Origin of the sequence: Streptomyces coeruleoprunus (assembly GCF_039542925.1) — a bacterium.
Taxonomy (GTDB): domain Bacteria; phylum Actinomycetota; class Actinomycetes; order Streptomycetales; family Streptomycetaceae; genus Streptomyces; species Streptomyces coeruleoprunus.
The window spans coordinates 3651471-3672199 of the sequence record NZ_BAABIT010000001.1 but is presented as its reverse complement, the minus strand read 5'-3'; the positions used below and the strand labels follow the sequence as shown (position 1 = coordinate 3672199).

Annotated in this window: 16 protein-coding genes; 10 read left to right on the top strand and 6 right to left on the bottom strand. The window is 72.3% G+C overall.

Annotated features, from left to right (window positions below):
* The first annotated feature begins 84 nt into the window (after positions 1-84).
* Positions 85-1167, top strand: a complete 1083-nt coding sequence (hisC, locus tag ABEB09_RS16295; RefSeq protein WP_345690649.1) for a histidinol-phosphate transaminase — start codon at positions 85-87, stop codon at positions 1165-1167.
* A gap of 3 nt (positions 1168-1170) precedes the next feature.
* Here the strand turns inward: hisC and ABEB09_RS16290 are convergent, their stop codons facing one another.
* On the bottom strand, positions 1171-1548 hold the full coding sequence (locus ABEB09_RS16290; protein ID WP_345690648.1) for a cyclophilin-like fold protein: 378 nt from the start codon (positions 1546-1548) through the stop codon (positions 1171-1173).
* A gap of 259 nt (positions 1549-1807) precedes the next feature.
* On the opposite strand from ABEB09_RS16290, the gene ABEB09_RS16285 reads away from it, so the two are divergent.
* The 5 genes from ABEB09_RS16285 (at position 1808) to ABEB09_RS16265 (ending at position 11000) form a co-directional block, all read left to right on the top strand.
* Entirely contained in the window at positions 1808-3313 is a 1506-nt protein-coding gene (locus ABEB09_RS16285; RefSeq protein WP_345690647.1) for a cytochrome ubiquinol oxidase subunit I, read from the top strand.
* Positions 3314-3330: 17 nt separating this feature from the next.
* A complete protein-coding gene (gene cydB, locus ABEB09_RS16280) occupies positions 3331-4335 on the top strand; it encodes a cytochrome d ubiquinol oxidase subunit II (RefSeq protein WP_345690646.1) in 1005 nt (334 codons plus the stop codon).
* Between the two features lie 48 nt (positions 4336-4383).
* Positions 4384-8106 carry a thiol reductant ABC exporter subunit CydD gene (cydD, locus tag ABEB09_RS16275; RefSeq protein WP_345690645.1) on the top strand — a complete coding sequence of 1241 codons (3723 nt, stop codon included), beginning with the start codon at positions 4384-4386 and terminating at the stop codon, positions 8104-8106.
* A gap of 3 nt (positions 8107-8109) precedes the next feature.
* A complete protein-coding gene (locus ABEB09_RS16270) occupies positions 8110-9627 on the top strand; it encodes a GAF domain-containing protein (protein ID WP_345690644.1) in 1518 nt (505 codons plus the stop codon).
* Positions 9628-9935: 308 nt separating this feature from the next.
* On the top strand, positions 9936-11000 hold the full coding sequence (locus tag ABEB09_RS16265; RefSeq protein ID WP_345690643.1) for a M23 family metallopeptidase: 1065 nt from the start codon (positions 9936-9938) through the stop codon (positions 10998-11000).
* A gap of 27 nt (positions 11001-11027) precedes the next feature.
* Here ABEB09_RS16265 and ABEB09_RS16260 read toward each other — a convergent pair whose 3' ends face one another.
* Positions 11028-11945 carry a Cof-type HAD-IIB family hydrolase gene (locus ABEB09_RS16260; RefSeq protein WP_345690642.1) on the bottom strand — a complete coding sequence of 306 codons (918 nt, stop codon included), beginning with the start codon at positions 11943-11945 and terminating at the stop codon, positions 11028-11030.
* Positions 11946-12021: 76 nt separating this feature from the next.
* Here ABEB09_RS16260 and ABEB09_RS16255 point away from each other — a divergent pair, with 76 nt between their 5' ends.
* The gene (locus tag ABEB09_RS16255; RefSeq protein WP_345690641.1) at positions 12022-12924 is read left to right on the top strand and encodes an LLM class flavin-dependent oxidoreductase; all 903 of its coding nucleotides are present in this window, start codon (positions 12022-12024) and stop codon (positions 12922-12924) included.
* Between the two features lie 206 nt (positions 12925-13130).
* Here ABEB09_RS16255 and ABEB09_RS16250 read toward each other — a convergent pair whose 3' ends face one another.
* From ABEB09_RS16250 to ABEB09_RS16235, 4 genes are all read right to left on the bottom strand, one after another.
* Positions 13131-13673 (bottom strand): RNA 2'-phosphotransferase, encoded by a 543-nt coding sequence (locus ABEB09_RS16250; protein ID WP_345690640.1) that lies wholly within the window; start codon positions 13671-13673, stop codon positions 13131-13133.
* A gap of 132 nt (positions 13674-13805) precedes the next feature.
* Entirely contained in the window at positions 13806-14729 is a 924-nt protein-coding gene (locus tag ABEB09_RS16245) for a MerR family transcriptional regulator (RefSeq protein ID WP_345693956.1), read from the bottom strand.
* A 248-nt stretch (positions 14730-14977) separates the two neighbouring features.
* Entirely contained in the window at positions 14978-16747 is a 1770-nt protein-coding gene (locus ABEB09_RS16240) for an SDR family oxidoreductase (protein WP_345690639.1), read from the bottom strand.
* Positions 16744-17589, bottom strand: coding sequence for a M24 family metallopeptidase (locus tag ABEB09_RS16235; RefSeq protein WP_345690638.1), 846 nt, complete (start codon positions 17587-17589; stop codon positions 16744-16746). Before ABEB09_RS16235 ends, ABEB09_RS16240 begins: the two co-directional genes overlap by 4 nt.
* A 321-nt stretch (positions 17590-17910) precedes the next feature.
* On the opposite strand from ABEB09_RS16235, the gene ABEB09_RS16230 reads away from it, so the two are divergent.
* The 3 genes from ABEB09_RS16230 to ABEB09_RS16220 are packed head-to-tail and all read left to right on the top strand — an operon-like array spanning position 17911 to position 20727.
* The gene (locus tag ABEB09_RS16230; RefSeq protein WP_345693955.1) at positions 17911-18891 is read left to right on the top strand and encodes an ABC transporter ATP-binding protein; all 981 of its coding nucleotides are present in this window, start codon (positions 17911-17913) and stop codon (positions 18889-18891) included.
* Positions 18888-19766: an ABC transporter permease gene (locus ABEB09_RS16225; protein WP_345690637.1), complete on the top strand. Its 879-nt coding sequence runs from the start codon at positions 18888-18890 to the stop codon at positions 19764-19766. The genes ABEB09_RS16230 and ABEB09_RS16225 overlap by 4 nt, the downstream gene beginning before the upstream one ends.
* A gap of 49 nt (positions 19767-19815) precedes the next feature.
* A complete protein-coding gene (locus tag ABEB09_RS16220) occupies positions 19816-20727 on the top strand; it encodes an ABC transporter ATP-binding protein (protein WP_345690636.1) in 912 nt (303 codons plus the stop codon).
* The last annotated feature ends 2 nt before the right edge of the window (positions 20728-20729 follow it).

Here is a 20729-nt window from a genome sequence, read left to right as displayed (position 1 = left end):
CGTGCCCTCCGCCCATTCGCAGGGGAGCGGAATCCTCATAAGGTGAGCAGTATTGGTGGTACGGAAGGTCTGAGGAGGACCACAGTGAGCGAGACGAGCCCCAAGCTGCGCGCGGTGCTGGACGGCATTCCCACCTACAAGCCGGGCAAGCCGGCCGCTGCCGACGGTCCGGTCGCGTACAAGCTGTCCTCCAACGAGAACCCGTACCCTCCGTTGCCGGGCGTGATGGAGAGCGCCCTCGCCGCGGCGGCCGCCTTCAACCGCTACCCGGACATGGCGTGTACGGGCCTGATGAACGAGCTGTCCGAGCGCTTCGGCGTGCCGGTGTCGCACCTGGCGACGGGTACCGGTTCGGTGGGCGTGGCCCAGCAGCTGATCCAGTCCACGGCAGGCCCCGGTGACGAGGTCATGTACGCGTGGCGGTCCTTCGAGGCGTACCCGATCATCACGCAGATCAGCGGTGCCACCTCCGTGCAGGTCCCGCTCACCCCCGGGGATGTGCACGACCTGGACGCGATGGCGGACGCGATCACCGAGCGTACGCGGCTCATTTTCGTCTGCAACCCCAACAACCCGACCGGCACGGTCGTGCGGCGGGCCGCGCTCGAGCGGTTCCTGGACCGCGTGCCGTCCGATGTGCTGGTGGTCCTGGACGAGGCGTACCGCGAGTTCATCCGGGACACCGAGGTGCCGGACGGCGTCGAGATCTACCGGGACCGGCCGAACGTGGCCGTACTGCGCACCTTCTCCAAGGCGTACGGGCTGGCGGGGCTCCGCGTCGGGTTTGCGATCGCTCACGAGCCCGTGGCCCTGGCGTTGCGCAAGACCGCGGTGCCGTTCGGGGTCAGCCAGCTCGCGCAGGACGCGGCGGTGGCCTCTCTGCGCGCGGAGGACGAGCTGCTGGGCCGCGTGGGTTCGCTGGTGTGCGAGCGCACGCGGGTGTACGAGGGGCTGGTGGGTCAGGGCTGGACGGTGCCCGAGACCCAGGCGAACTTCGTCTGGCTGCGGCTGGGTGAGCGCACGGTGCAGTTCGCCGCCGCCTGTGAGCAGGCGGGTGTGGTGGTGCGGCCGTTCCCCGGCGAGGGCGTGCGGGTCACGATCGGCGAGGCCGAGGCGAACGACATCTTCCTGCGGACGGCCGAGGCGTTCCGCAAGGAGCAGTACTGACGGCTACACGCCGGTGATCAGCTCCACGCGGATCGGGTCGCCGTCACGGACGGTGGACAGGACGCGCGGGTCGTCGTCGAGCGTGCCGAGGATGTTGCACGGGCTCGCGAGGCGGCATTCGTCGCCGCGCGAGATGGGCGTCGGGCCGTAGGGCAGCGCGAGTGCGTCGCCCTCGGTCCAGAACGCCACCGTGCCCGGCTCCACCACCTGGCGGGCGTCCGCCTCGGTGGGGACGGAGACGGGTGTGTCGAAATAGACCTCCTCGCCCCAGGTCCGGGCGGTGGAGATGATCGGGAGAACCCCTGCGAGCGCCTTGCTCGTGGGGGTTTCTTCGATGGTCGCGGTCGTGTGGCCGGCGGGCCAGGAGATGTGGATCTGCATGGCCGGATTCAACAATATGTTGAAGTTTTCCGGTAGGGGGACCCCCGGGTCGGGCTACGGATTCCGTGTAGGCCATAATTGATTGTGCTTGTGAACACATTCACAAGCTCGCCTGCTTCCTCTGGGGAACGCCGGAACCGCCTGCTGATCGCCTGGTGATCGAAGGGCGATCGCGGGGTGATCCTTCGGAATCGGGTGGGCGACGCAAGGCCGAGGCCGTAAGGCCCAAGGGCTGCAAGGCCGTAAGGAGAAGATCGTCGTGGACCTGGCTCTGGCGCCAGAGACGCTGGCGCGGTGGCAGTTCGGTATCACCACCGTCTACCACTTCCTCTTCGTCCCCCTGACCATCTCACTCGCCGCTCTCACCGCCGGTCTGCAGACGGCCTGGGTGCGCACCAGCAAGGAGAAGTACCTCCGGGCGACCAAGTTCTGGGGCAAGCTCTTCCTGATCAACATCGCGATGGGCGTCGTCACCGGCATCGTCCAGGAGTTCCAGTTCGGTATGAACTGGTCGGACTACTCCCGGTTCGTGGGTGACGTCTTCGGTGCTCCCCTCGCGTTCGAGGCGCTGATCGCGTTCTTCTTCGAGTCGACCTTCATCGGCCTGTGGATCTTCGGCTGGGACAAGCTGCCGAAGCGGATCCACCTCGCCTGCATATGGATGGTCTCGATCGGCACGATCCTCTCGGCGTACTTCATCCTGGCGGCGAACTCCTGGATGCAGCACCCGGTCGGCTACCGGATCAACGAGGCCACGGGGCGCGCCGAGCTGACCGACTTCTGGGCCGTCCTCAGCCAGAACACCACCCTGACGCAGGTCTTCCACACCATGTCCGCCGCGTTCCTGACGGGCGGCGCGTTCATGGTCGGCATCGCGGCGTTCCACCTGGCCCGCAAGAAGCACATCCCGGTGATGAAGACCTCGCTGCGGCTCGGACTGGTCACCGTCGTGATCGCCGGCATGTTCACCGCGCTCAGCGGTGACCTCCTCGGCAAGGTCATGTTCAAGCAGCAGCCCATGAAGATGGCCGCCGCCGAGGCGCTGTGGGACGGCGAGGGCCCGGCGCCCTTCTCTGTCTTCGCCTACGGCGACGTGGACAAGGGCCACAACAAGGTCGCGATCGAGATCCCGGGCCTGCTCTCGTTCCTCGCCAACGACGACTTCGACTCGTACGTGCCCGGCATCAACGACACCAACAAGGCCGAGCAGGAGAAGTACGGCCCCGGTGACTACCGGCCGAACATCCCCGTCGCCTACTGGTCGTTCCGCTGGATGATCGGCTTCGGCATGGCGTCCTTCGGCCTCGGCATGCTGGGCCTGTGGCTGACCCGCAAGAAGTTCATGCTCCCGCCCGCCCTGCGCGTCGGCGACGACGAGGTCCCGCACCTGGTCCTCTTCAAGAAGCCGCTCAGCCACAAGCTCACCCGCCTGTACTGGCTGACCGCCCTGTGGACCCTCGCCTTCCCGCTGATCGCCAACTCCTGGGGCTGGATCTTCACCGAGATGGGCCGCCAGCCGTGGGTCGTCTACGGCGTGCTGCGCACCCGGGACGCGGTCTCCCCCGGCGTCTCCCAGGCCGAGGTCATCACCTCGATGACCGCCTTCACCCTGCTGTACGCGGTCCTCGCCGTGGTCGAGGTCAAGCTGCTGGTCAAGTACGTCAAGGCCGGACCGCCCGAACTCACCGAGGCCGACCTCAACCCGCCCACCCGGATCGGCGGCCACGACCGTGACGCCGACCGGCCCATGGCCTTCTCGTACTGAGGAGGGGAGACGACAGCATGGAACTGCACGACATCTGGTTCGTCCTGATCGCCGTCCTGTGGACCGGCTACTTCTTCCTCGAAGGGTTCGACTTCGGCGTCGGGGTCCTCACCAAGCTGCTCGCCCGTGACCGGGCCGAGAAGCGCGTCCTGATCAACACCATCGGGCCCGTCTGGGACGGCAACGAGGTGTGGCTGCTCACGGCCGGCGGCGCCACCTTCGCCGCCTTCCCCGACTGGTACGCCACGCTCTTCTCCGGCTTCTACCTGCCGCTCCTGGCGATCCTGCTGTGCCTGATCGTGCGCGGAGTCGCCTTCGAGTACCGGGCCAAGCGGCCCGAGCCGCGCTGGCAGCACAACTGGGAGCAGGCGATCTTCTGGTGCTCCCTCGTCCCCGCCGTGCTCTGGGGTGTCGCCTTCGGCAACCTCGTGCGGGGCGTGAAGATCGACGCGTCCAAGGAGTACGTGGGCGGCCTCGTGGATCTGCTCAACCCGTACGCGCTGCTCGGCGGGCTGGTCACGCTGACCCTCTTCACCTTCCACGGGGCCGTGTTCACCGCGCTCAAGACCGTGGGCGACATCCGGGAACGCGCCCGGAAGCTGGCCTTCGCGCTGGGCCTGCTGACCGCCGCCCTCTCCGTGGCGTTCCTGTCGTGGACCCAGGTCTCGCGGGGTGACGGGACGAGCCTGGTGGCCATGGCCGTCGCCGTGCTCGCCCTCGCCGGAGCCGTCGTGGCCATCAAGGCCGGGCGGGAAGGGTGGTCGTTCGCGCTGTCCGGTGTGACGATCGCGGCCGCGGTGGCGATGCTGTTCCTGACGCTCTTCCCGAACGTCATGCCGTCGTCGCTGAACCCGGACTGGAGCCTGACGGTGACCAACGCGTCCTCCAGCCCGTACACCCTGAAGATCATGACCTGGTGCGCCGGGATCGCCACCCCGTTGGTGCTGCTCTACCAGGGCTGGACCTACTGGGTGTTCCGCAAGCGGATCGGCACGCAGCACATCGCCGACGCCGCCCACTGAACCACGACCAGAGAGCCACCCGCGCCCCAACCAGGGGAGATGTTTCACGTGAAACCGATCGACCCGCGTCTGCTCCGGTACGCCCGGGCCACCCGTCTCTTCCTCGCGGCGGTGGTCGCCCTGGGCCTGGCCGGGGCGGCGCTGGTCGTCGCCCAGGCGATGCTCATCGCCGAGGTGGTCGTCGGGGCGTTCCGGCGAGGGCTGGACATCTCGGCGCTCACCACGCCGCTGGCGCTGCTGGCGGCCGTCGCCGTGGGGCGGGCGCTCGTGTCGTGGCTCACCGAGCTGGCCGCCCATCGGGCCGGCGCGGCGGTCAAGTCCGAGCTGCGCGGTCGGCTGCTGGAGCGGGCGGTCGCCCTCGGTCCGGGCTGGCTCGGCGGACAGCGGGCCGGCTCTCTGGTGGCGCTCGCCACCCGGGGCGTGGACGCGCTCGACGACTACTTCGCGCGCTATCTGCCGCAGCTGGGGCTGGCCGTGGTGGTGCCGGTGGCGGTCCTCGCGCGGATCGTCACCGAGGACTGGATCTCGGCGGCGATCATCGTCGTCACCCTGCCGCTGATCCCGATCTTCATGGTGCTCATCGGGTGGGCCACCCAGGAGCAGATGGACCGGCAGTGGAAGCTGCTGTCCCGGCTGTCCGGCCACTTCCTCGACGTGGTGGCCGGACTGCCCACCCTCAAGGTCTTCGGCCGGGCGAAGGCCCAGGCGGAATCGATCCGCGCCATCACCGCGGACTACCGGCGGGCCACCCTGAGGACGCTGCGGATCGCGTTCCTGTCGTCGTTCGCCCTGGAGCTGCTGTCGACGCTCTCGGTCGCGGTCGTCGCGGTCGGCATCGGCATGCGGCTGGTCCACGGGGAGCTGGACCTCTACACGGGCCTGGTCATCCTGATCCTGGCCCCCGAGGCGTACCTGCCGCTGCGGCAGGTGGGCGCCCAGTACCACGCGGCCGCGGAGGGGTTGTCGGCCGCGGAGGAGATCTTCGCCGTCCTGGAGACGCCGGTGCGCGGGGAGGGCACGGGGGCGACACCGGACGGGTCGGTGCGGGTCGTGAGCGGCGGATCGGTGCCGGTTGAGCGCGGCGGATCGGTGCCCGACGGCCCGGTGCGGATCGAGCTGGACGGGGTGACCGTGCGTCACCCGGGCCGCTCGGTGCCGTCCCTGGACCAGGCCTCGCTGGTGCTGGAACCCGGCGAGACCGTGGCGCTGGTCGGCCCGAGCGGCGTCGGCAAATCGACGCTGCTGGACGTGGTCCTGGGCTTCACGGTGCCGGACGAGGGGACGGTCCGGGTCGGGACCGTACAGGCCGGGGGCTCGCGAACGGGATCGGGGGACTCCGTCGCCGACCTGCGCTCGCTCGACCTGGAGCAGTGGCGGGAGCGGATCGCGTGGGTGCCGCAGCGGCCGTACCTGTTCGCCGGGACCATCGCGGAGAACGTCCGCCTCGCCCGGCCGGACGCGGACGACGACGCCGTGCTGACGGCCCTGCGGGACGCGGGCGCCGATTTCGTCGCCGAACTGCCGGACGGCGCCGGCACCGTGCTCGGCGAGGACGGCGCCGGGCTGTCGGCGGGGCAGCGGCAACGGCTCGCGCTGGCCCGGGCGTTCCTGGCCGACCGGCCGGTCCTGCTGCTGGACGAGCCGACCGCCGCGCTGGACGGGGAGACCGAGGCGCTGGTGGTGGACGCCGTCCGCCGGCTCGCCCGGGGACGCACCGTGCTCCTGGTCGTCCACCGGCCGGCCCTGCTGGCGGTCGCGGACCGGGTGGTGACGCTGGAGGCCCCTGCGGGTGCGGGTGTCGCGGGTTCCGCGCCGGGTGCGGTCGCGGTGGGGCGGGAGGCGTCCCTCGCGGTGGACATGGCCGATGACGCGCTCGGTGTCGTAGGGGGGCTGCACAAGGCTCCGGGTCGGCAGCCGGTCTCGGACGGCGAGCCGCCGTCCGTGATGTCCGGTGGGTCCATCGGGTCGGGCCGAAGTGTGCTCGGGCGGGTGCGGGATGCGGCCGGGGAACTGCGCGGGCGGCTCGGGCTCGCGCTGCTGCTCGGGAGCCTCGCCCTCGGTTCGGCCGTGGGCCTGATGGCGGTGTCCGGCTGGCTGATCTCCCGGGCGTCCGAACAGCCCCCCGTACTGCACCTGATGGTGGCCGTGACGGCGACCCGGGCGTTCGGCATCGGGCGTGCCGTGTTCCGGTACGTCGAGCGCCTCGTGTCGCACGACGCGGTGCTGCGCATGCTCGCCGACCTGCGGGTCGGCGCGTACCGGAGGCTGGAGCGGATCGCCCCCGCCGGGCTGCGCCGGACCCGCCGCGGCGACCTGCTGTCCCGGCTGGTCTCCGACGTGGACGCCCTCCAGGACTACTGGCTGCGGTGGCTGCTGCCCGCCGGCACGGCGCTGATCGTCGGTGCGGGTGCCGTGGGCTTCACCACCTGGCTGCTGCCCGAGGCGGGCGCTGTCCTCGCGGCCGGACTCCTCGTCGCGGGCGTCGCCGTCCCGCTGCTCGGCGGCGCGGTCGCCCGGCGTGCCGAGCGGCGGCTCGCCCCGGCGCGGGGCACCCTCGCCGTCCGGGTGGTCGATCTGCTGCGCGGCTGCGCCGAACTGACGGTGGCCGGGGCCCTGCCGGGCCGCTTCCGCCGCGCCGCCGAAGCGGACCGGGCGCTGACCCGGATCGCCGGGCGGCAGGCCGCGGCCACCGCGCTCGGCGGCGGACTGACGGCGCTGGTCTGCGGGCTCACCGTGGCGGCCGCCGCGCTGGTCGGCGTCCAGGCGGTACGGGACGGGCGGCTCAGCGGCGTGGCGCTGGCGGTCGTCGTGCTCACCCCGCTCGCCGCGTTCGAGGCGGTCATGGGTCTGCCCCTGGCCGTGCAGTACCGGCAGCGGGTCAAGCGCAGCGCCGAGCGGGTGTACGAGGTGCTCGACGCGCCCGAGCCCGTGCGGGAGCCCGAGCGGCCCGCGCTCGCGCCCGAGAGTCCCTTCCCGCTGGAGCTGCGGGGCATCACCGTCCGCCACCCGGGCCGCGAAAGCGACGCCCTCGACGGCTTCGACCTGCGGCTCGAGGCCGGCCGCAGGGTCGCCGTGGTGGGCGCGTCCGGGTCGGGCAAGACCACGCTGGCGCAGGTCATGCTGCGGTTCCTGGACGTCAGGGACGGGTCGTACCGCATCGGCGGCACCGACGCGACGACGCTCGACGGGGACGACGTGCGGCGGCTGGTCGGCCTGTGCGCCCAGGACGCGCACCTCTTCGACAGCTCGTTGCGCGAGAACCTACGGCTCGCCCGGACGGGCGCGGACGACGAGGAACTGCGCCGGGCGCTCGCCGGGGCACGGCTCCTCGACTGGGTGGACTCGCTGCCGGACGGCCTGGACACGCTGGTCGGGGAGCACGGCGCCCGGCTGTCGGGCGGCCAGCGGCAGCGGCTCGCCCTGGCGCGGGCGCTCCTCGCGGACTTCCCGGTCCTCGTGCTCGACGAGCCCGCCGAGCACCTGGACCTCGCCACGGCCGACGCGCTCACCGAGGACCTGCTGCGGGTGACCGAGGGCCGTACCGTGGTCCTGATCACCCACCGGCTGCACGGCCTCGACGCGGTCGACGAGGTCGTGGTGCTGGAGGACGGCAGGGCCGTACAGCGCGGGCCGTACGCCGAACTCGCCGCGGCGGACGGGCCGCTGCGGCGCATGCTGCAGCGCGAGCGTGCGGCGGACCGCCTGCGGGATTCCACCCCGTCCCCCTCCCCTTCCTCCTCTTCCTCTCCGTCGTCCGTATCGAGGTCGTGAGCCGTGAGCGTGCCCGAACCGCAGGACCCTGGTGACCTGGCGGCCCGTGTGCCGCGGCTGCTGGAGGCGATGCGGTCCGTGGGCACCGGACCGGACCTGCGCTCGACGCTCGACCGGATCTGTGCGACCGCCGCCGAGCTGACAGGTGCGCGGCACGCCGCTGTCGGTCTCGTGGGCGAGGCCGACGGCTTCGGGGAGGGGAGCATCGAGGGGCGGACGTCTCTCGCCGTCCCCATTCGTGTCCGTGACGAGGTCTTCGGCACCCTCTGTCTGACCGGGAAGCGGGGCGGCGGCGACTTCACCGAGGGGGACCTGCACCTGGTGCGGGTCCTCGCCACGGAGGCGGGCGTCGCCATCGCCAACGCCCGCCTGTACGAGGAGGCCCGGCAGCGCGAGCGGTGGATCGACGGGTCCGTCGCGGTCACCACGGCCCTGCTCTCCGGCGACCTCGAGGACGCCGCCGAGGCGCTCGCCGTCGTGGCCGAACAGGCGCGCCGGCCTGCCGACTCGGCGGCCGGGATCGTGCTGCTGCCCACGGAGGACGGCACCGGGCTGGAGGTCGCCGCCGCCGTCGGCGACGGGCCCGTCCCACGGCCCGGGCTCGTCGTCCCCGCCGACAACCCGGTCGCGGCGCGCCTGCTGGCCGGGGAACCGGTCGTCGTGGCGGACGCGGCGCGCGACCCGCGGATGCCGGCCGCCCTCGCGGAGGGCTACGGGCCCAGCATGCTGCTGGCGCTGCGGAGCGACGGCCGGGTCGTCGGCGTGCTCGCGACGCCGCGCGGTCCGGGCGCCCGGCCGTTCGGCGAGCCGGAACGGACGCTGGCGGAGCAGTTCGCGGCGCAGGCCGCGCTGGCGCTGGTCATGGCGCGGACGCAGCGCGACCGGGAGCGGCTGGCGGTGTACGAGGACCGCGACCGGATCGCCCGCGACCTCCACGACCTGGTCATCCAGCGGCTCTTCGCCACCGGGATGCTGCTGGAGAGCGCCCGCCGGGAGTCGGTCGTGCCGGCCGTACGCGAGGGCGTGGGCCGGGCCGTGGACGCACTGGACGTCACCATCCAGGAGATCCGTACCGCGATCTTCGCGCTCGAACAGGACACCGCCGCGGCTCCGTCGGGGCTGCGCACGCGCGTCCTGCGCGAGATCGGCACGGTGGCCGCGCCGCTCGGCTTCACGCCGTCCCACCGGTTCGTCGGCCCCGTGGACGCGGCGGTCGGCGAGCTGACCGGCCAGAACCTGATCGCCGCCCTGCGGGAGGCGCTCTCCAACGCCTTCCGCCACGCTGGGGCCACCCGGATCGAGGTCGTCGTGGACGCCACCGTCACGCTGCCGAACGGCGCTGAAGGCGTACGGCTCACGGTCGCGGACGACGGTGTGGGCCTCCCCGAGGGCGGACGCCGCAGCGGCCTGCGCAACCTGGCCCGGCGCGCGGAGTCCCTGGGCGGGGCGAGTTGGTGCGAGCCGGGCATCGGGGCGGACGGCACGGGCACGACGGTCGTCTGGCAGGCGCCGCGCCGGTAGGTCCGCCCTCCACCGTCCGTCCTCCGTCCTTTGTCCCTCGTCCTTGTCCTCCGTCCTTCGTCCTCCAACCTTCGTCCTCCGCCGGCCAGGCGGTACGCGGGACGTCGGCCGGCGGTACGGGTGGGCCGGTCGGGGTGCGGGCGGGGCCGGTGGCCGTACGGGCGTGGGCCGGTCGGGTGCGGGCCGTACGGAGCGGCCGTACGGGCGTAGGCCGGTCGGCGGTACGGAGGTAGGCCGGTCGGCGGTATGGAGCCCTGCAAGGGCGCCGGGTGCCCCGCAACGCGGAGTGGGAGGGCCACCATCGCAGGATGTGCCCACTCCACGATCGGCGGTCGCTGCTCGTGCCGGTGCTGGCCGTGCTGTTCGCCCTGCTCGCCCCGGCCCCGGCCGCCGCCGCGCACGCGCCCGGCTCCGAGGGGCCTGCTCTGAGCGCCGAGGTGGCGCGGCTGTTCGAGGAGACGGCCCGGATCACCGGGGCGTACGAGCAGGGCAGGCGCGCGGCCGACGCTCAGCAGGCTCGCGCGCAGCGGCTCCAGGAGCGGCTGGCGGTGAAGCGGCGCGAACTGGCGGCCTTGCGTGACCGCGTGGGCGAGGTGGCCCGCGCCCAGTACCGGACCGGCGGCTCCCTGACGCTGACCGCGCGGCTGCTGCTGGCGCACGATCCTGAGGAAGCCCTGCGCGCCCAGCGCGTGGCACGGCAGGCGAACCGGATGCTCAGCGAGCTGATGAAGCGCACGGACCGGGCCGAGCAACGGCTCGTGGACGCCGAGCGGGAGGCGCGGTCGGCATGGCGCGACCTGAGCGCACGGCAGTCGCGGCTGGCGGCTGTGAAGCGCGGTCTGGAGGCCCGGCTGGAGCAGGCCCGGTGGCGGTTGCAGGCCATGGCGGACCGCAGCGTCACGGCGGGCGGCTGCCCGGGGGCGGTGCGGATCGACCAGCCGGACGGGCGGCCCGCCGGCCGCAACTGGGTGGCGCCGATTCCCGAGGGCCGTCCTTACACGTTGTCGGCCGGCTTCGCCGGCGTCGGGCCGCGCTGGGCGCACCGGCACACGGGCCAGGACTTCGCGGTGGCCATCGGCACACCGGTGCGGTCGATCGGCGCGGGCCGTGTGGAGTCGGTGTCGTGCGGGGGCGCCTTCGGGATCGAGGTGGTGGTGCGGCACCCGGACGGCTGGTACTCGCAGTACGCGCATCTGGCGTCGGCCGCCGTCCACCGGGGGCAGGCGGTGTCGGTCGGCCAGTGGATCGGGCAGGCCGGGAGCACGGGCAACTCGACAGGCCCGCACCTGCATTTCGAGGTGCGGCTCACCCCGGATTTCGGGTCGGGCGTGAATCCCCTGCGCTGGCTGCGCGAGCACGGGGTCGGCCTGTGACGGCGAGGGGCCCGGTGCCCGGTGCGTCTAGTACGTGCTGAGGATGTCCTCGATGACGGCGGCCACGCCGTCCTCGTTGTTGGCGACGGTCCGGCCGGAGGCCGCCGCCACGACGTCCGGGTGGGCGTTGCCCATCGCGTACGACGTGCCCGCCCAGGTCAGCATCTCGATGTCGTTCGGCATGTCCCCGAAGGCCACGACCTCGTCGGCGGAGATCCCGCGCTCGGCGCAGCACAGGGCGAGCGTGCTGGCCTTGGACACGCCCAGGCCGCTGATCTCCAGCAGCGCCGTCGGGCTGGAACGGGTGATCGTGGCCCGGTCGCCGGCGGCCGTGCGGGCCAGGGCGAGGAAGGCGTCGGGGCTCAGTTCGGGGTGGCGGGCGAGCAGCTTCAGCAGCGGCGAGCCCGTGTCCGGACCGTCCTCGGCGAGGAGCTTCTCGGCGGGGGCGACGGTGACGGCGACGTCCATGTAGAAGGGCGGGTAGTCCGGCTCGTAGTGGACGCCCGTGGTGGTGTCGATCGCGAAGACCGTGCCCGGCACGTCGCGGCGCAGGGTCTGGACGACGTCGAGGGCGGTGTCCCGCTCCATCGCCCGCACCTCCAGGATCCGGCCGCCGGCGTGCAGGTCGACGACGGCCGCGCCGTTGGCGCAGATGGCCAGGCCGTGGCCGTGGACGTGGGCGCTGACGACGTCCATCCAGCGGGCGGGCCGGCCGGTGACGAAGAAGACCTCGATGCCGGCGTCCTCGGCCGCGGCGAGGGCGGCGACCGTACGCTCCGAGACCGACTTGTCGTCGCGGAGAAGCGTTCCGTCAAGATCGGTAGCGATCAGCCGCGGGCGCTGATGCAGGGACAGCCCCGCCGGGGAGGAGGTTGGTGAGGTCACGCGGCCATTGTCCCGTACACATGCCAGGCCATGTGCACGGACGTGCGAAAGGGTGCGCATTTGAGCCGTTCGTTGGGGAGGGGACGAAACGGCTGGAAACTCCTGTGGTTTCTGTGGGCCCCGTAGGCTCTGAGGCATGACTCTGCGCCTCAGCACCGTGATCCTGCCCGTACGTCGCTGGCACGACGGGGGCCGCGACGAGTGGACGCGCGCCGAGGAACTGGGCTTCCACGCCGCGTACACCTACGACCACCTGTCGTGGCGCAGCTTCCGGGACGGCCCCTGGTTCGGCGCGATCCCGACGCTGACCGCCGCCGCGGCGGCCACCCGCCGTCTGCGGCTGGGGACGCTCGTGACGTCGCCGAACTTCCGGCACCCCGTCACCCTCGCCAAGGAACTGATCTCGCTGGACGACATCTCCGGCGGCCGGATCACGCTCGGCATCGGAGCGGGCGGCAACGGCTTCGACGCCACCGCGCTCGGCCAGGAGGCGTGGACCCCGCGGGAGCGCGCCGACCGCTTCGGCGAGTTCGTCCCGCTCCTCGACCGGCTGCTCACCGAGACGTCCGTCACACAGGCGGGCACGCACTACTCGGCCGTCGAGGCCCGCACAGTGCCCGGCTGCGTCCAGAGCCCCCGCATTCCGTTCGCGGTCGCCGCCACGGGGCCGCGCGGCATGAAGCTCGCCGCGCGCCACGGCCAGGCGTGGGTGACCACCGGCGACCCGAAGCTGTTCGAGTCCGGTACGCCCGAGCAGTCGCGCGAGGCGCTGCGCGGCCAGATCGAGAAGCTGGGCAAGGCGTGCGCGGACGCCGGCCGGGACGCCGAGGCGATGGAGAAGATCCTGCTCACCGGGTTCACCCCGGACCGCGGCACTCCGCTCTCGTCCCTGGACGCCTTCGTGGACTTCGCGGGCCGGCACATCGAGCTGGGCTTCACCGAGATCGTGATCCACGCGCCGATCCCGGACTCGGACTTCGCCGCCGACCCGGCGGTCTTCGAGCGGATCGCCACCGAGGCGCTGTCCCAGCTGCGCTGAGGCGCGCACTGTCGGGTACGGGCCGGATAGCCGCCTTTCCCGTACGGGCTGGGTCGGCCACCGGTCTGTACGGGCCGCCTGTCCTCTACGGGCCGGGCGGGCCGCATGTCCTGCACGGGCTGGGCGGGCCGCATGCCCTGTACGGGCCGGGCGGGCCGCATGTCGCGTGCGGGCGGCCCGGGGCTTCGAGCCTCGGCCCGCTCCGGTCATTCGGGGAAGCGGATGTACGCCGCCGGTACGGCGTCGGTGAGCCACACGCCGTTCGCGCTGACGTGGAACACGTGGCCGTCGCGGTGCATGGCGGCCGCGTCCACGGACAGCACGACCGGCCGCCCGCGCCGGGCCCCGACCCGGGTCGCGGTCTCCCGGTCCGGTGAGAGGTGCACATGGTGGCGGGCCATGGGGCGCAGCCCCTCGGCCCGGATCGCCGGCAGGCTGCGGGCCACGGTGCCGTGGTAGAGGTACGCGGGCGGGGTGGCCGGCGGCAGGGCGAGGTCCACGTCCACGGTGTGGCCCTGGTTGGCGCGGATGCGGTCGCCCTCGATCGTGAAGCGACGCTTGTCGTTGACGGCGACGACGTGGTCCAGCTCGGCGCGGGTGATCCGCATGCCGTGCGCGGCCGCGGCCCGGAGCAGGTCGTCGATCGCGACCCAGCCGTTCGCGTCGAGGACGAGACCGATCCGCTCGGGCTGGTGGCGCAGATGCTTCGAGAGGTACTTGGACACCTTCACGGTGCGTCGTTCGTCCATGCCGGTCAGCGTGGCAGGGATCACGCATTTTCTGCCACAGAAATTACTCTCGGGAGGTTTGGTCCACAGGCAACTGGTGTTATCCACAGCTTAGTTGACGATTCTGTGGACAACGAGCGCCGGGTCCGGGGGTCACGTGCCCGTTTCGTGGGCCGTCCCGGTGAGCGCGTCCAACGTCCTTGCCTGTACCTCCCGTTCGGTGGCCGCGGTGACGAACGCCGAGGCGTTCTCCGGGCCGACCAGCCGGTGCACCGCCCGGATCGTCGCCGCGGGCAGCACCACCGCTCCCGGCACGTCGTCGGGCGGCACCGGGGGTGCGCCGGGCGACAGGTGCTGCTGGAGGTGGCGGGTCGCGAACGTCCGCATGGCACGCGCCAGTTCGGCGTCGACGGTCTGCTGGGCGAGCGGCCGCAGCCGCCGTACCAGCGCAGCCGCCTCCGCCGCGTCCGCGTCCGTGGGCGGCCGGTGCTCCAGGTAGCGCGCGAAGACGTGCTCCGTGGTGAACTCCAGGAACCGGGCCGCTATGTGCTCGACCTGGCCCCGCAGTTCCCGCAGGTGCCCGGCGATCGCCAACAGCGGCACTCCCGCCGCGTACAGCTCCGCCGCCACGGCCAGCTCCTGCGGGCTCGGCACCAGGAACTCGTCCTCCCGGCCGGGCACCCGCTCCAGGACGCCCAGCTCGATGGCCTCCTGCACGGCGCGCTCGTCCGGGGTGCCGCCGAAGGCCGCGTCCAGCTCGTCGCGCGTGATCCGGTCGGCCTTCTCGTCCGTCCACGGCCCGTTCACCTCGGCGACCAGGCCGAGGACGCCGCCCAGGCCGCGCCCCGCGTCCCACGCCTCCAGCAGCTCCTTGATGGAGGCCAGGGTGTAGCCGCGGTCGAGCAGGTCCGCGATCTGGCGCAGCCGGTTCAGATGGGCCTCGCCGTACACGTTGGACCGGCCCCGCCGCTCGGGCCTGGGCAGCAGCCCACGGTCCTGGTAGGCCCGGATCGTCCGTACCGTGGCACCACTGTGGTGCGCCAGATCCTCGATCCGGTACTCGACCCCGGGCCGCACGACGGCGGGTTCGGCCGTGACGCCCTGCGGGGCCGTGACGACCTGTTCTGCCCCGGCGACCTGTTCGGCCGTGACGACCTGCTCGGTCGTGACGGACCGCTCCGCCTCTCCCGGTCGTTCGCCTGCTGGCTGCTCGGACAAACCCGCTCCCTACTGCCCCGAACCCCTTTGCCAGGGGATGGTACGGCCGCCCCTGCGGTGCGCCCCCCGCGGAGGCGGCCCCCGCGGTGCGCCCCGCGGCCGTCACCTCACAGTGGCGGCTCCAGCCGGGCTATCGCCCGCAGTGCGCCCGGCGCGAGCCGGGACAGGACGTGGGCGCCCCGGGCCTCCGGCGTCACCGGCACCACCGCCCGGTTCTCGACGACCGCCCGCAGGATCGCGTCGGCGACCTTCTCCGGCGGGAAGTTGCGCAGCCCGTACAGCCGCGCCGTCTGCTTCTGCCGGCGCTTCTCCTCGTCCTCCGACACCCCCGCGAAGCGGGCCGTCGAGGTGATGTTGGTGTTCACGATCCCGGGGCAGATCGCCGTGACGCCGATGCCCTGCCCCGCCAGCTCGGCCCGCAGGCACTCGCTCAGCATCAGCACGGCCGCCTTGGACGTGCTGTACGCGGGCAGCGCCCTGGACGGCTGGAACGCGGCCACCGACGCGGTGTTCACGATGTGACCGCCCTGGCCGCGCTCGGCCATCTGCCGGCCGAAGACCCGGCAGCCGTGGATGACGCCCCACAGATTGACGTCGAGGAGCTTCTTCCAGTCCTCGCTCGTCGTGTCGAAGAACGACCCGGACAGTCCGATGCCCGCGTTGTTGACCAGGACGTCCACCACGCCGTACTCGGCGGCGACCTTCTCGGCGAGCTTCTCCATCGCCGCCTCGTCGCCGACGTCGGCCACCTCGGCCCATGCCCCGGGGGCGCCGATCAGCCGGGCCAGCTCGGCCGTGCGGGTCGCGGCCTCCGCGTCCCGGTCGACCGCCACGACCCGCGCACCCGCCTCGGCGAAGGCGAACGCCGTGGCCCGCCCGATGCCGCTGCCCGCCCCGGTGACCAGCACCAGCTGCCCGCCGAACCGGTCCGCGTACCGCCGCCCCGACGCGACCGGCTCCGGCACCGCCGCGCCCTTCTCCTCGTGCGCCGTCACGAACTCGGCGATCCACGCGGACACCTGGTCCGGCCGGGTGCGCGGCACCCAGTGCTTCGCCGGCAGCCTCCGGCGCACCAGCTGCGGCGCCCACAGCGCCAGCTCGTCGTACAGCCGCTCGGACAGGAAGACGTCACCGGTCGGCGTGATCAGCTGCACGGGCGCGTGCGCGTACGCGTCGGTGCGCGGGCGCAGCAGCCGCGAACGGACGTTGTCCCGGTAGAGCCACGCCCCGTGCGCCGCGTCGGCCGGCAGGGACGTCGTCGGATATCCGTCGCCCGGCACCTTCTCCACGCGGCGCAGGATCCCCGGCCACCTCTTGCCGAGCGGGCCCCGCCAGGCAAGCTCCGGCAGCACGGGCGTGTGCAGCAGGTAGACGTACCAGGACTTGGCGCCCTGGCCGAGCAGCTGCCCCACGCGGCGCGGGGTCGGACGGGACATGCGCTGCTTGATCCAGTGGCCGAAGTGGTCCAGGGACGGCCCGGACATCGACGTGAACGAGGCGATCCGGCCCTCGGTCCGCTTGACCGTGACGAACTCCCACGACTGCACGGAACCCCAGTCGTGCCCGACGAGGTGGACCGGCCTGTCCGGGCTGACCGCGTCCACGACGGCGAGGAAGTCGTCCGTCAGCTTCTCCAGCGTGAACCCGCCCCGCAGGGGCATCGGCGCCGTCGACCGGCCGTGCCCCCGCACGTCGTACAGCACCACGTGGAACCGCTCGGCGAGCCGCAGCGCGACCTCGGACCAGACCTCCTTCGAGTCCGGGTAGCCGTGCACCAGCACCACAGTGGGCCGGCCGGGCTCGCCCAGCTCGGCCACGCACAGCTCGATGCCGCCCGTACGGATCCAGCGCTCCCGCGCGCCCCTCAGCAGGCTCATGCGGCCGCCTCCTCGTTCCAGCGCCGCACGTGCGGCAGGTCGTCGTCGAGCCAGAACGCGCTCTGCTCGGGGTCCTTGGAATCCGTGACCACCAGCAGCTCCTCGAACTTCGCGCCCGTGCCCCGGAATCCCAGATGCGGCTCGACCGCCCAGAGGCCGGGCTGCGGGGGATGGTCGGAGAACCGGTACGGCGACCAGAGCGGCGACCAGCCCTCGCGGTGGCCGTGCAGCGCGTCGCTCGCCAAACCCTTCAGCGCCTGCGTGCCGAACCCGAACAGCGTCGGCGACCAGCGCCGCTCCCGCACCCGGTCCACCTTGTGGGCGATCACGCCGAACGGGTACGCGCGGTGCCGGTTGGCGTACCCCTGGCGGACCATCAGCCGGTCCACGTCCTCGTAGATCTCCCGCAGCGAGCGCCGCTCCCGCACCTCGCGCAGGATCAGCTTCCGGTGCTCCTTCAGGTCGGCGAGCAGCCTGTCCTGCACGGGGTTCAGCCCCAGGCACCCCGAGTAGCCGATGTCGGCCGTGAAGCCCCGGTACACGGGAGCCATGTCGAGGATGAAGGGCATCCCCGGCTCCAGCCTCCGGTCGGTCGGGAAGAACTGCAGCGGTATCCGGAAGTTCACGAAGGCCGTGCGGTCCCCGAACCAGGCGAACGGCCGGTGGAACCAGTCCCGCACACCCCGCTCGTGCAGCCACTCCCGCTGCATCCGCGCGGCCTCGCGCTCCGTCACGCCCGGCTTCAGCTGCGCGGCGACCGCCTCCGCGCACTCGTACGCCAGGCGCTGCACCTCGCGGAAACCGCGCAGATCCGTCGTCGGCGCCGCTGTCCCTGCTGTCATGCCACCCGCCCGTCCGTAGGCGACCCAATGCGGTACGCGTCCGTAACTTGACACTGATGAATGTGACAATGGTCGGCGGCGACGTCAAGGGGCGTGCACGAGCTGTGGAAAACCCGCGCGCCGCCCGGCGGTCCGGCGCGCGCTCCGGCACGAAGCCCGACGGCCCCGTGCGGAGCCGGCCATGGCACCCGACGCCGACCGCCCCTGGAAGCGCACGCCATACCTCTCCCGTACGGGTCCGTACTCCTGGAGTCGGAGGCGGAACCAGCCGCCAGGGCTGACGCCCGCTGTGGCGCGCGCCACTACCGTCGAAGCGTGACTGTGATCGCGACCGAAAGCCTCAGCAAGCGGTTCCCCCGGGTGACCGCTCTCGACCGGCTCTCCCTGGACATCGGGCCCGGTGTGACCGGACTGGTGGGTGCCAACGGAGCCGGCAAGTCCACCATGATCAAGATCCTCCTCGGCCTGTCCCCGGCGACCGAGGGCCGAGCCGAAGTGCTCGGCCTGGACGTCGCCACCAGCGGGCCCGCCATCCGCGAGCGGGTCGGCTACATGCCGGAGCACGACTGCCTGCCGCCGGACGTCTCGGCGACGGAGTTCGTCGTCCACATGGCGCGCATGGCCGGTCTGCCGCCCACCGCGGCCCGCGAGCGCACCGCCGACACCCTGCGCCACGTCGGGCTGTACGAGGAGCGCTACCGCCCCATGGGCGGCTACTCGACCGGCATGAAGCAGCGCGTGAAGCTCGCGCAGGCCCTCGTCCACGACCCGCAGCTGGTGCTGCTCGACGAGCCGACCAACGGCCTGGACCCGGTCGGCCGCGACGACATGCTGGGCCTGATCCGGCGGGTGTGGACGGACTTCGGCATCTCGGTCCTGGTCACCTCGCACCTGCTGGGCGAACTGGAGCGCACCTGCGACCACGTCGTCGTCATCGACGGCGGCCGGCTCCTGCGCTCCAGCTCCACCAGCGACTTCACCCGTACGACCACCACCGTCGCCGTCGAGGTCACCGACTCCGACACCCACCCCGACGGCACCGCGGCCCTCCGCGCGGCGCTGACCGCCGCCGGAGTCACCCTCCACGCGCGCGTGGAGGAGGGCCTGCCCGGCTCCGGGCACATCCTGCTCGTCGAGGCGACCGGCGACGAGACCTACGACATCGTGCGCGACACCGTCGCCGACCTGGGCCTCGGCCTCGTCCGCATGGAACAACGCCGCCACCACATCGCCGAGGTGTTCCGCCCCGACGCCACGGCCGGCCAGCCGGTCGCCGGCCCCCTGGAGGTACAGCCCCGATGAGTACCCAGACGCAGATCCACAACATCGGGTACCGCAAGTACGACGGGCAGCGCCTCGGCCGCGCCTACGCGCGCCGCTCCCTCTACGTGCAGTCCCTGCGCGGCGCCTACGGGCTCGGCCGCAGCGCCAAGTCCAAGGTGCTGCCCATGATCCTGCTCGGCATCATGTGCGCGACGGCACTGATCATGGTCTCGGTCGCCGTCGTCACGAAGGCCAAGGCACTGCCGGTCGAGTACACGAGCTACGCGCTCTACATGTGGCTGGTCATCTCGCTGTACGTGGCCTCCCAGGCGCCCCAGTCCGTCTCGCGCGACCTGAGGTTCAGGACCGTCCCGCTGTACTTCTCGCGCCCCATCGAGCGCGGCGACTACGTGGCCGCGAAGTTCGGCGCGATGGCCTCCGCGGTGTTCCTGCAGGCGGCGACGCCGCTGCTGATCCTGTACATCGGCGCACTGCTGGCGAAGATGGACTTCACCGACCAGACCAAGGGCTTCGCACAGGGGTTGGTCTCCGTGGCTCTGCTCTCGCTGCTCTTCGGTGGCATCGGCCTGGTCCTGGCCGCCCTGACGCCCCGCCGCGGCTTCGGCGTCGCCGCCGTCATCGCCGCGCTCACCGTCTCGTACGGCGCCGTGTCCATCGTCCAGGGCATCGCCTGGGGCACGGACAACCTGGAAGCCGTCGCCTGGCTCGGCCTGTTCTCGCCGGTCACGCTCATCGACGGGCTGCAGACCGCGTTCCTCGGCGCCACGACGATGTTCCCCGGCGAGGCGGGCCCCGGCACAGGTGCCGGCGTGGTCTACCTGCTGACCGTCCTCGGGCTCATCGCCGGCTCCTACGGCCTCCTGATGCTCCGCTACCGAAAGGTCGGGCTGTGACCGCCCTCCCGTCGCCCGCCACCACCCTTCTAAGGAATGGGCCGCGCCCATGAGCACTCTCTCCATCGACCACGCATCGCGCTGGTTCGGCAACGTCGTCGCCGTCAACGACGTGACCATGTCCATCGGCCCGGGCGTCACCGGTCTCCTCGGCCCCAACGGCGCCGGCAAGTCCACGCTCATCAACATGATGGGCGGCTTCCTGGCCCCCTCCACCGGCTCCGTCTCGCTCGACGGCCGCCCGATCTGGCGCAACGAGTCGGTCTACCGCGAGATCGGTGTCGTCCCCGAGCGCGAGGCCATGTACGACTTCCTCACGGGCCGCGAGTTCGTCGTCGCCAACGCCGAGTTGCACGGCCTCGGCGGGGCGGAGGCCCAGCGGGCTCTCGCCACCGTCGAGATGGAGTACGCGCAGGACCGGAAGATCGGCACGTACAGCAAAGGCATGCGGCAGCGCGTGAAGATGGCCTCGGCCCTCGTCCACGAACCGGCCGTCCTGCTCCTCGACGAGCCCTTCAACGGCATGGACCCGCGCCAGCGGATGCAGCTGATGGACCTCCTGCGGCGGATGGGCGCCGAGGGCCGTACGGTCCTGTTCTCCTCCCACATCCTGGAGGAGGTCGAGCAGCTGGCCTCCCACATCGAGGTGATCGTCGCCGGACGGCACGCCGCCAGCGGTGACTTCCGCAAGATCCGCCGGCTGATGACCGACCGCCCGCACCGCTACCTGGTCCGCTCCAGCGACGACCGGGCGCTGGCCGCCGCGCTGATCGCCGACCCGTCGACCGCGGGCATCGAGGTGGACGTCCGCGAGGGCGCCCTGCGCGTCCAGGCGGTGGACTTCGGCCGCTTCACCGAGCTGCTCCCGAGGGTCGCCCGCACCCACGGCATCCGGCTGCTGACGGTCTCGCCCTCCGACGAGTCCCTCGAGTCGGTCTTCTCCTACCTCGTCGCGGCCTGAAG

Excerpts from the sequence above, each read along its gene's own strand:
- ABEB09_RS16290 (WP_345690648.1), bottom strand. The coding sequence starts at position 1,548 with ATGCAGATCCACATCTCCTGGCCCGCCGGCCACACGACCGCGACCATC.
- cydB (WP_345690646.1), top strand. The coding sequence starts at position 3,331 with ATGGAACTGCACGACATCTGGTTCGTCCTGATCGCCGTCCTGTGGACC.
- ABEB09_RS16265 (WP_345690643.1), top strand. The coding sequence starts at position 9,936 with ATGTGCCCACTCCACGATCGGCGGTCGCTGCTCGTGCCGGTGCTGGCC.
- ABEB09_RS16260 (WP_345690642.1), bottom strand. The coding sequence starts at position 11,945 with ATGCGCACCCTTTCGCACGTCCGTGCACATGGCCTGGCATGTGTACGG.
- ABEB09_RS16255 (WP_345690641.1), top strand. The coding sequence starts at position 12,022 with ATGACTCTGCGCCTCAGCACCGTGATCCTGCCCGTACGTCGCTGGCAC.
- ABEB09_RS16250 (WP_345690640.1), bottom strand. The coding sequence starts at position 13,673 with ATGGACGAACGACGCACCGTGAAGGTGTCCAAGTACCTCTCGAAGCAT.
- ABEB09_RS16240 (WP_345690639.1), bottom strand. The coding sequence starts at position 16,747 with ATGAGCCTGCTGAGGGGCGCGCGGGAGCGCTGGATCCGTACGGGCGGC.
- ABEB09_RS16235 (WP_345690638.1), bottom strand. The coding sequence starts at position 17,589 with ATGACAGCAGGGACAGCGGCGCCGACGACGGATCTGCGCGGTTTCCGC.
- ABEB09_RS16225 (WP_345690637.1), top strand. The coding sequence starts at position 18,888 with ATGAGTACCCAGACGCAGATCCACAACATCGGGTACCGCAAGTACGAC.
- ABEB09_RS16220 (WP_345690636.1), top strand. The coding sequence starts at position 19,816 with ATGAGCACTCTCTCCATCGACCACGCATCGCGCTGGTTCGGCAACGTC.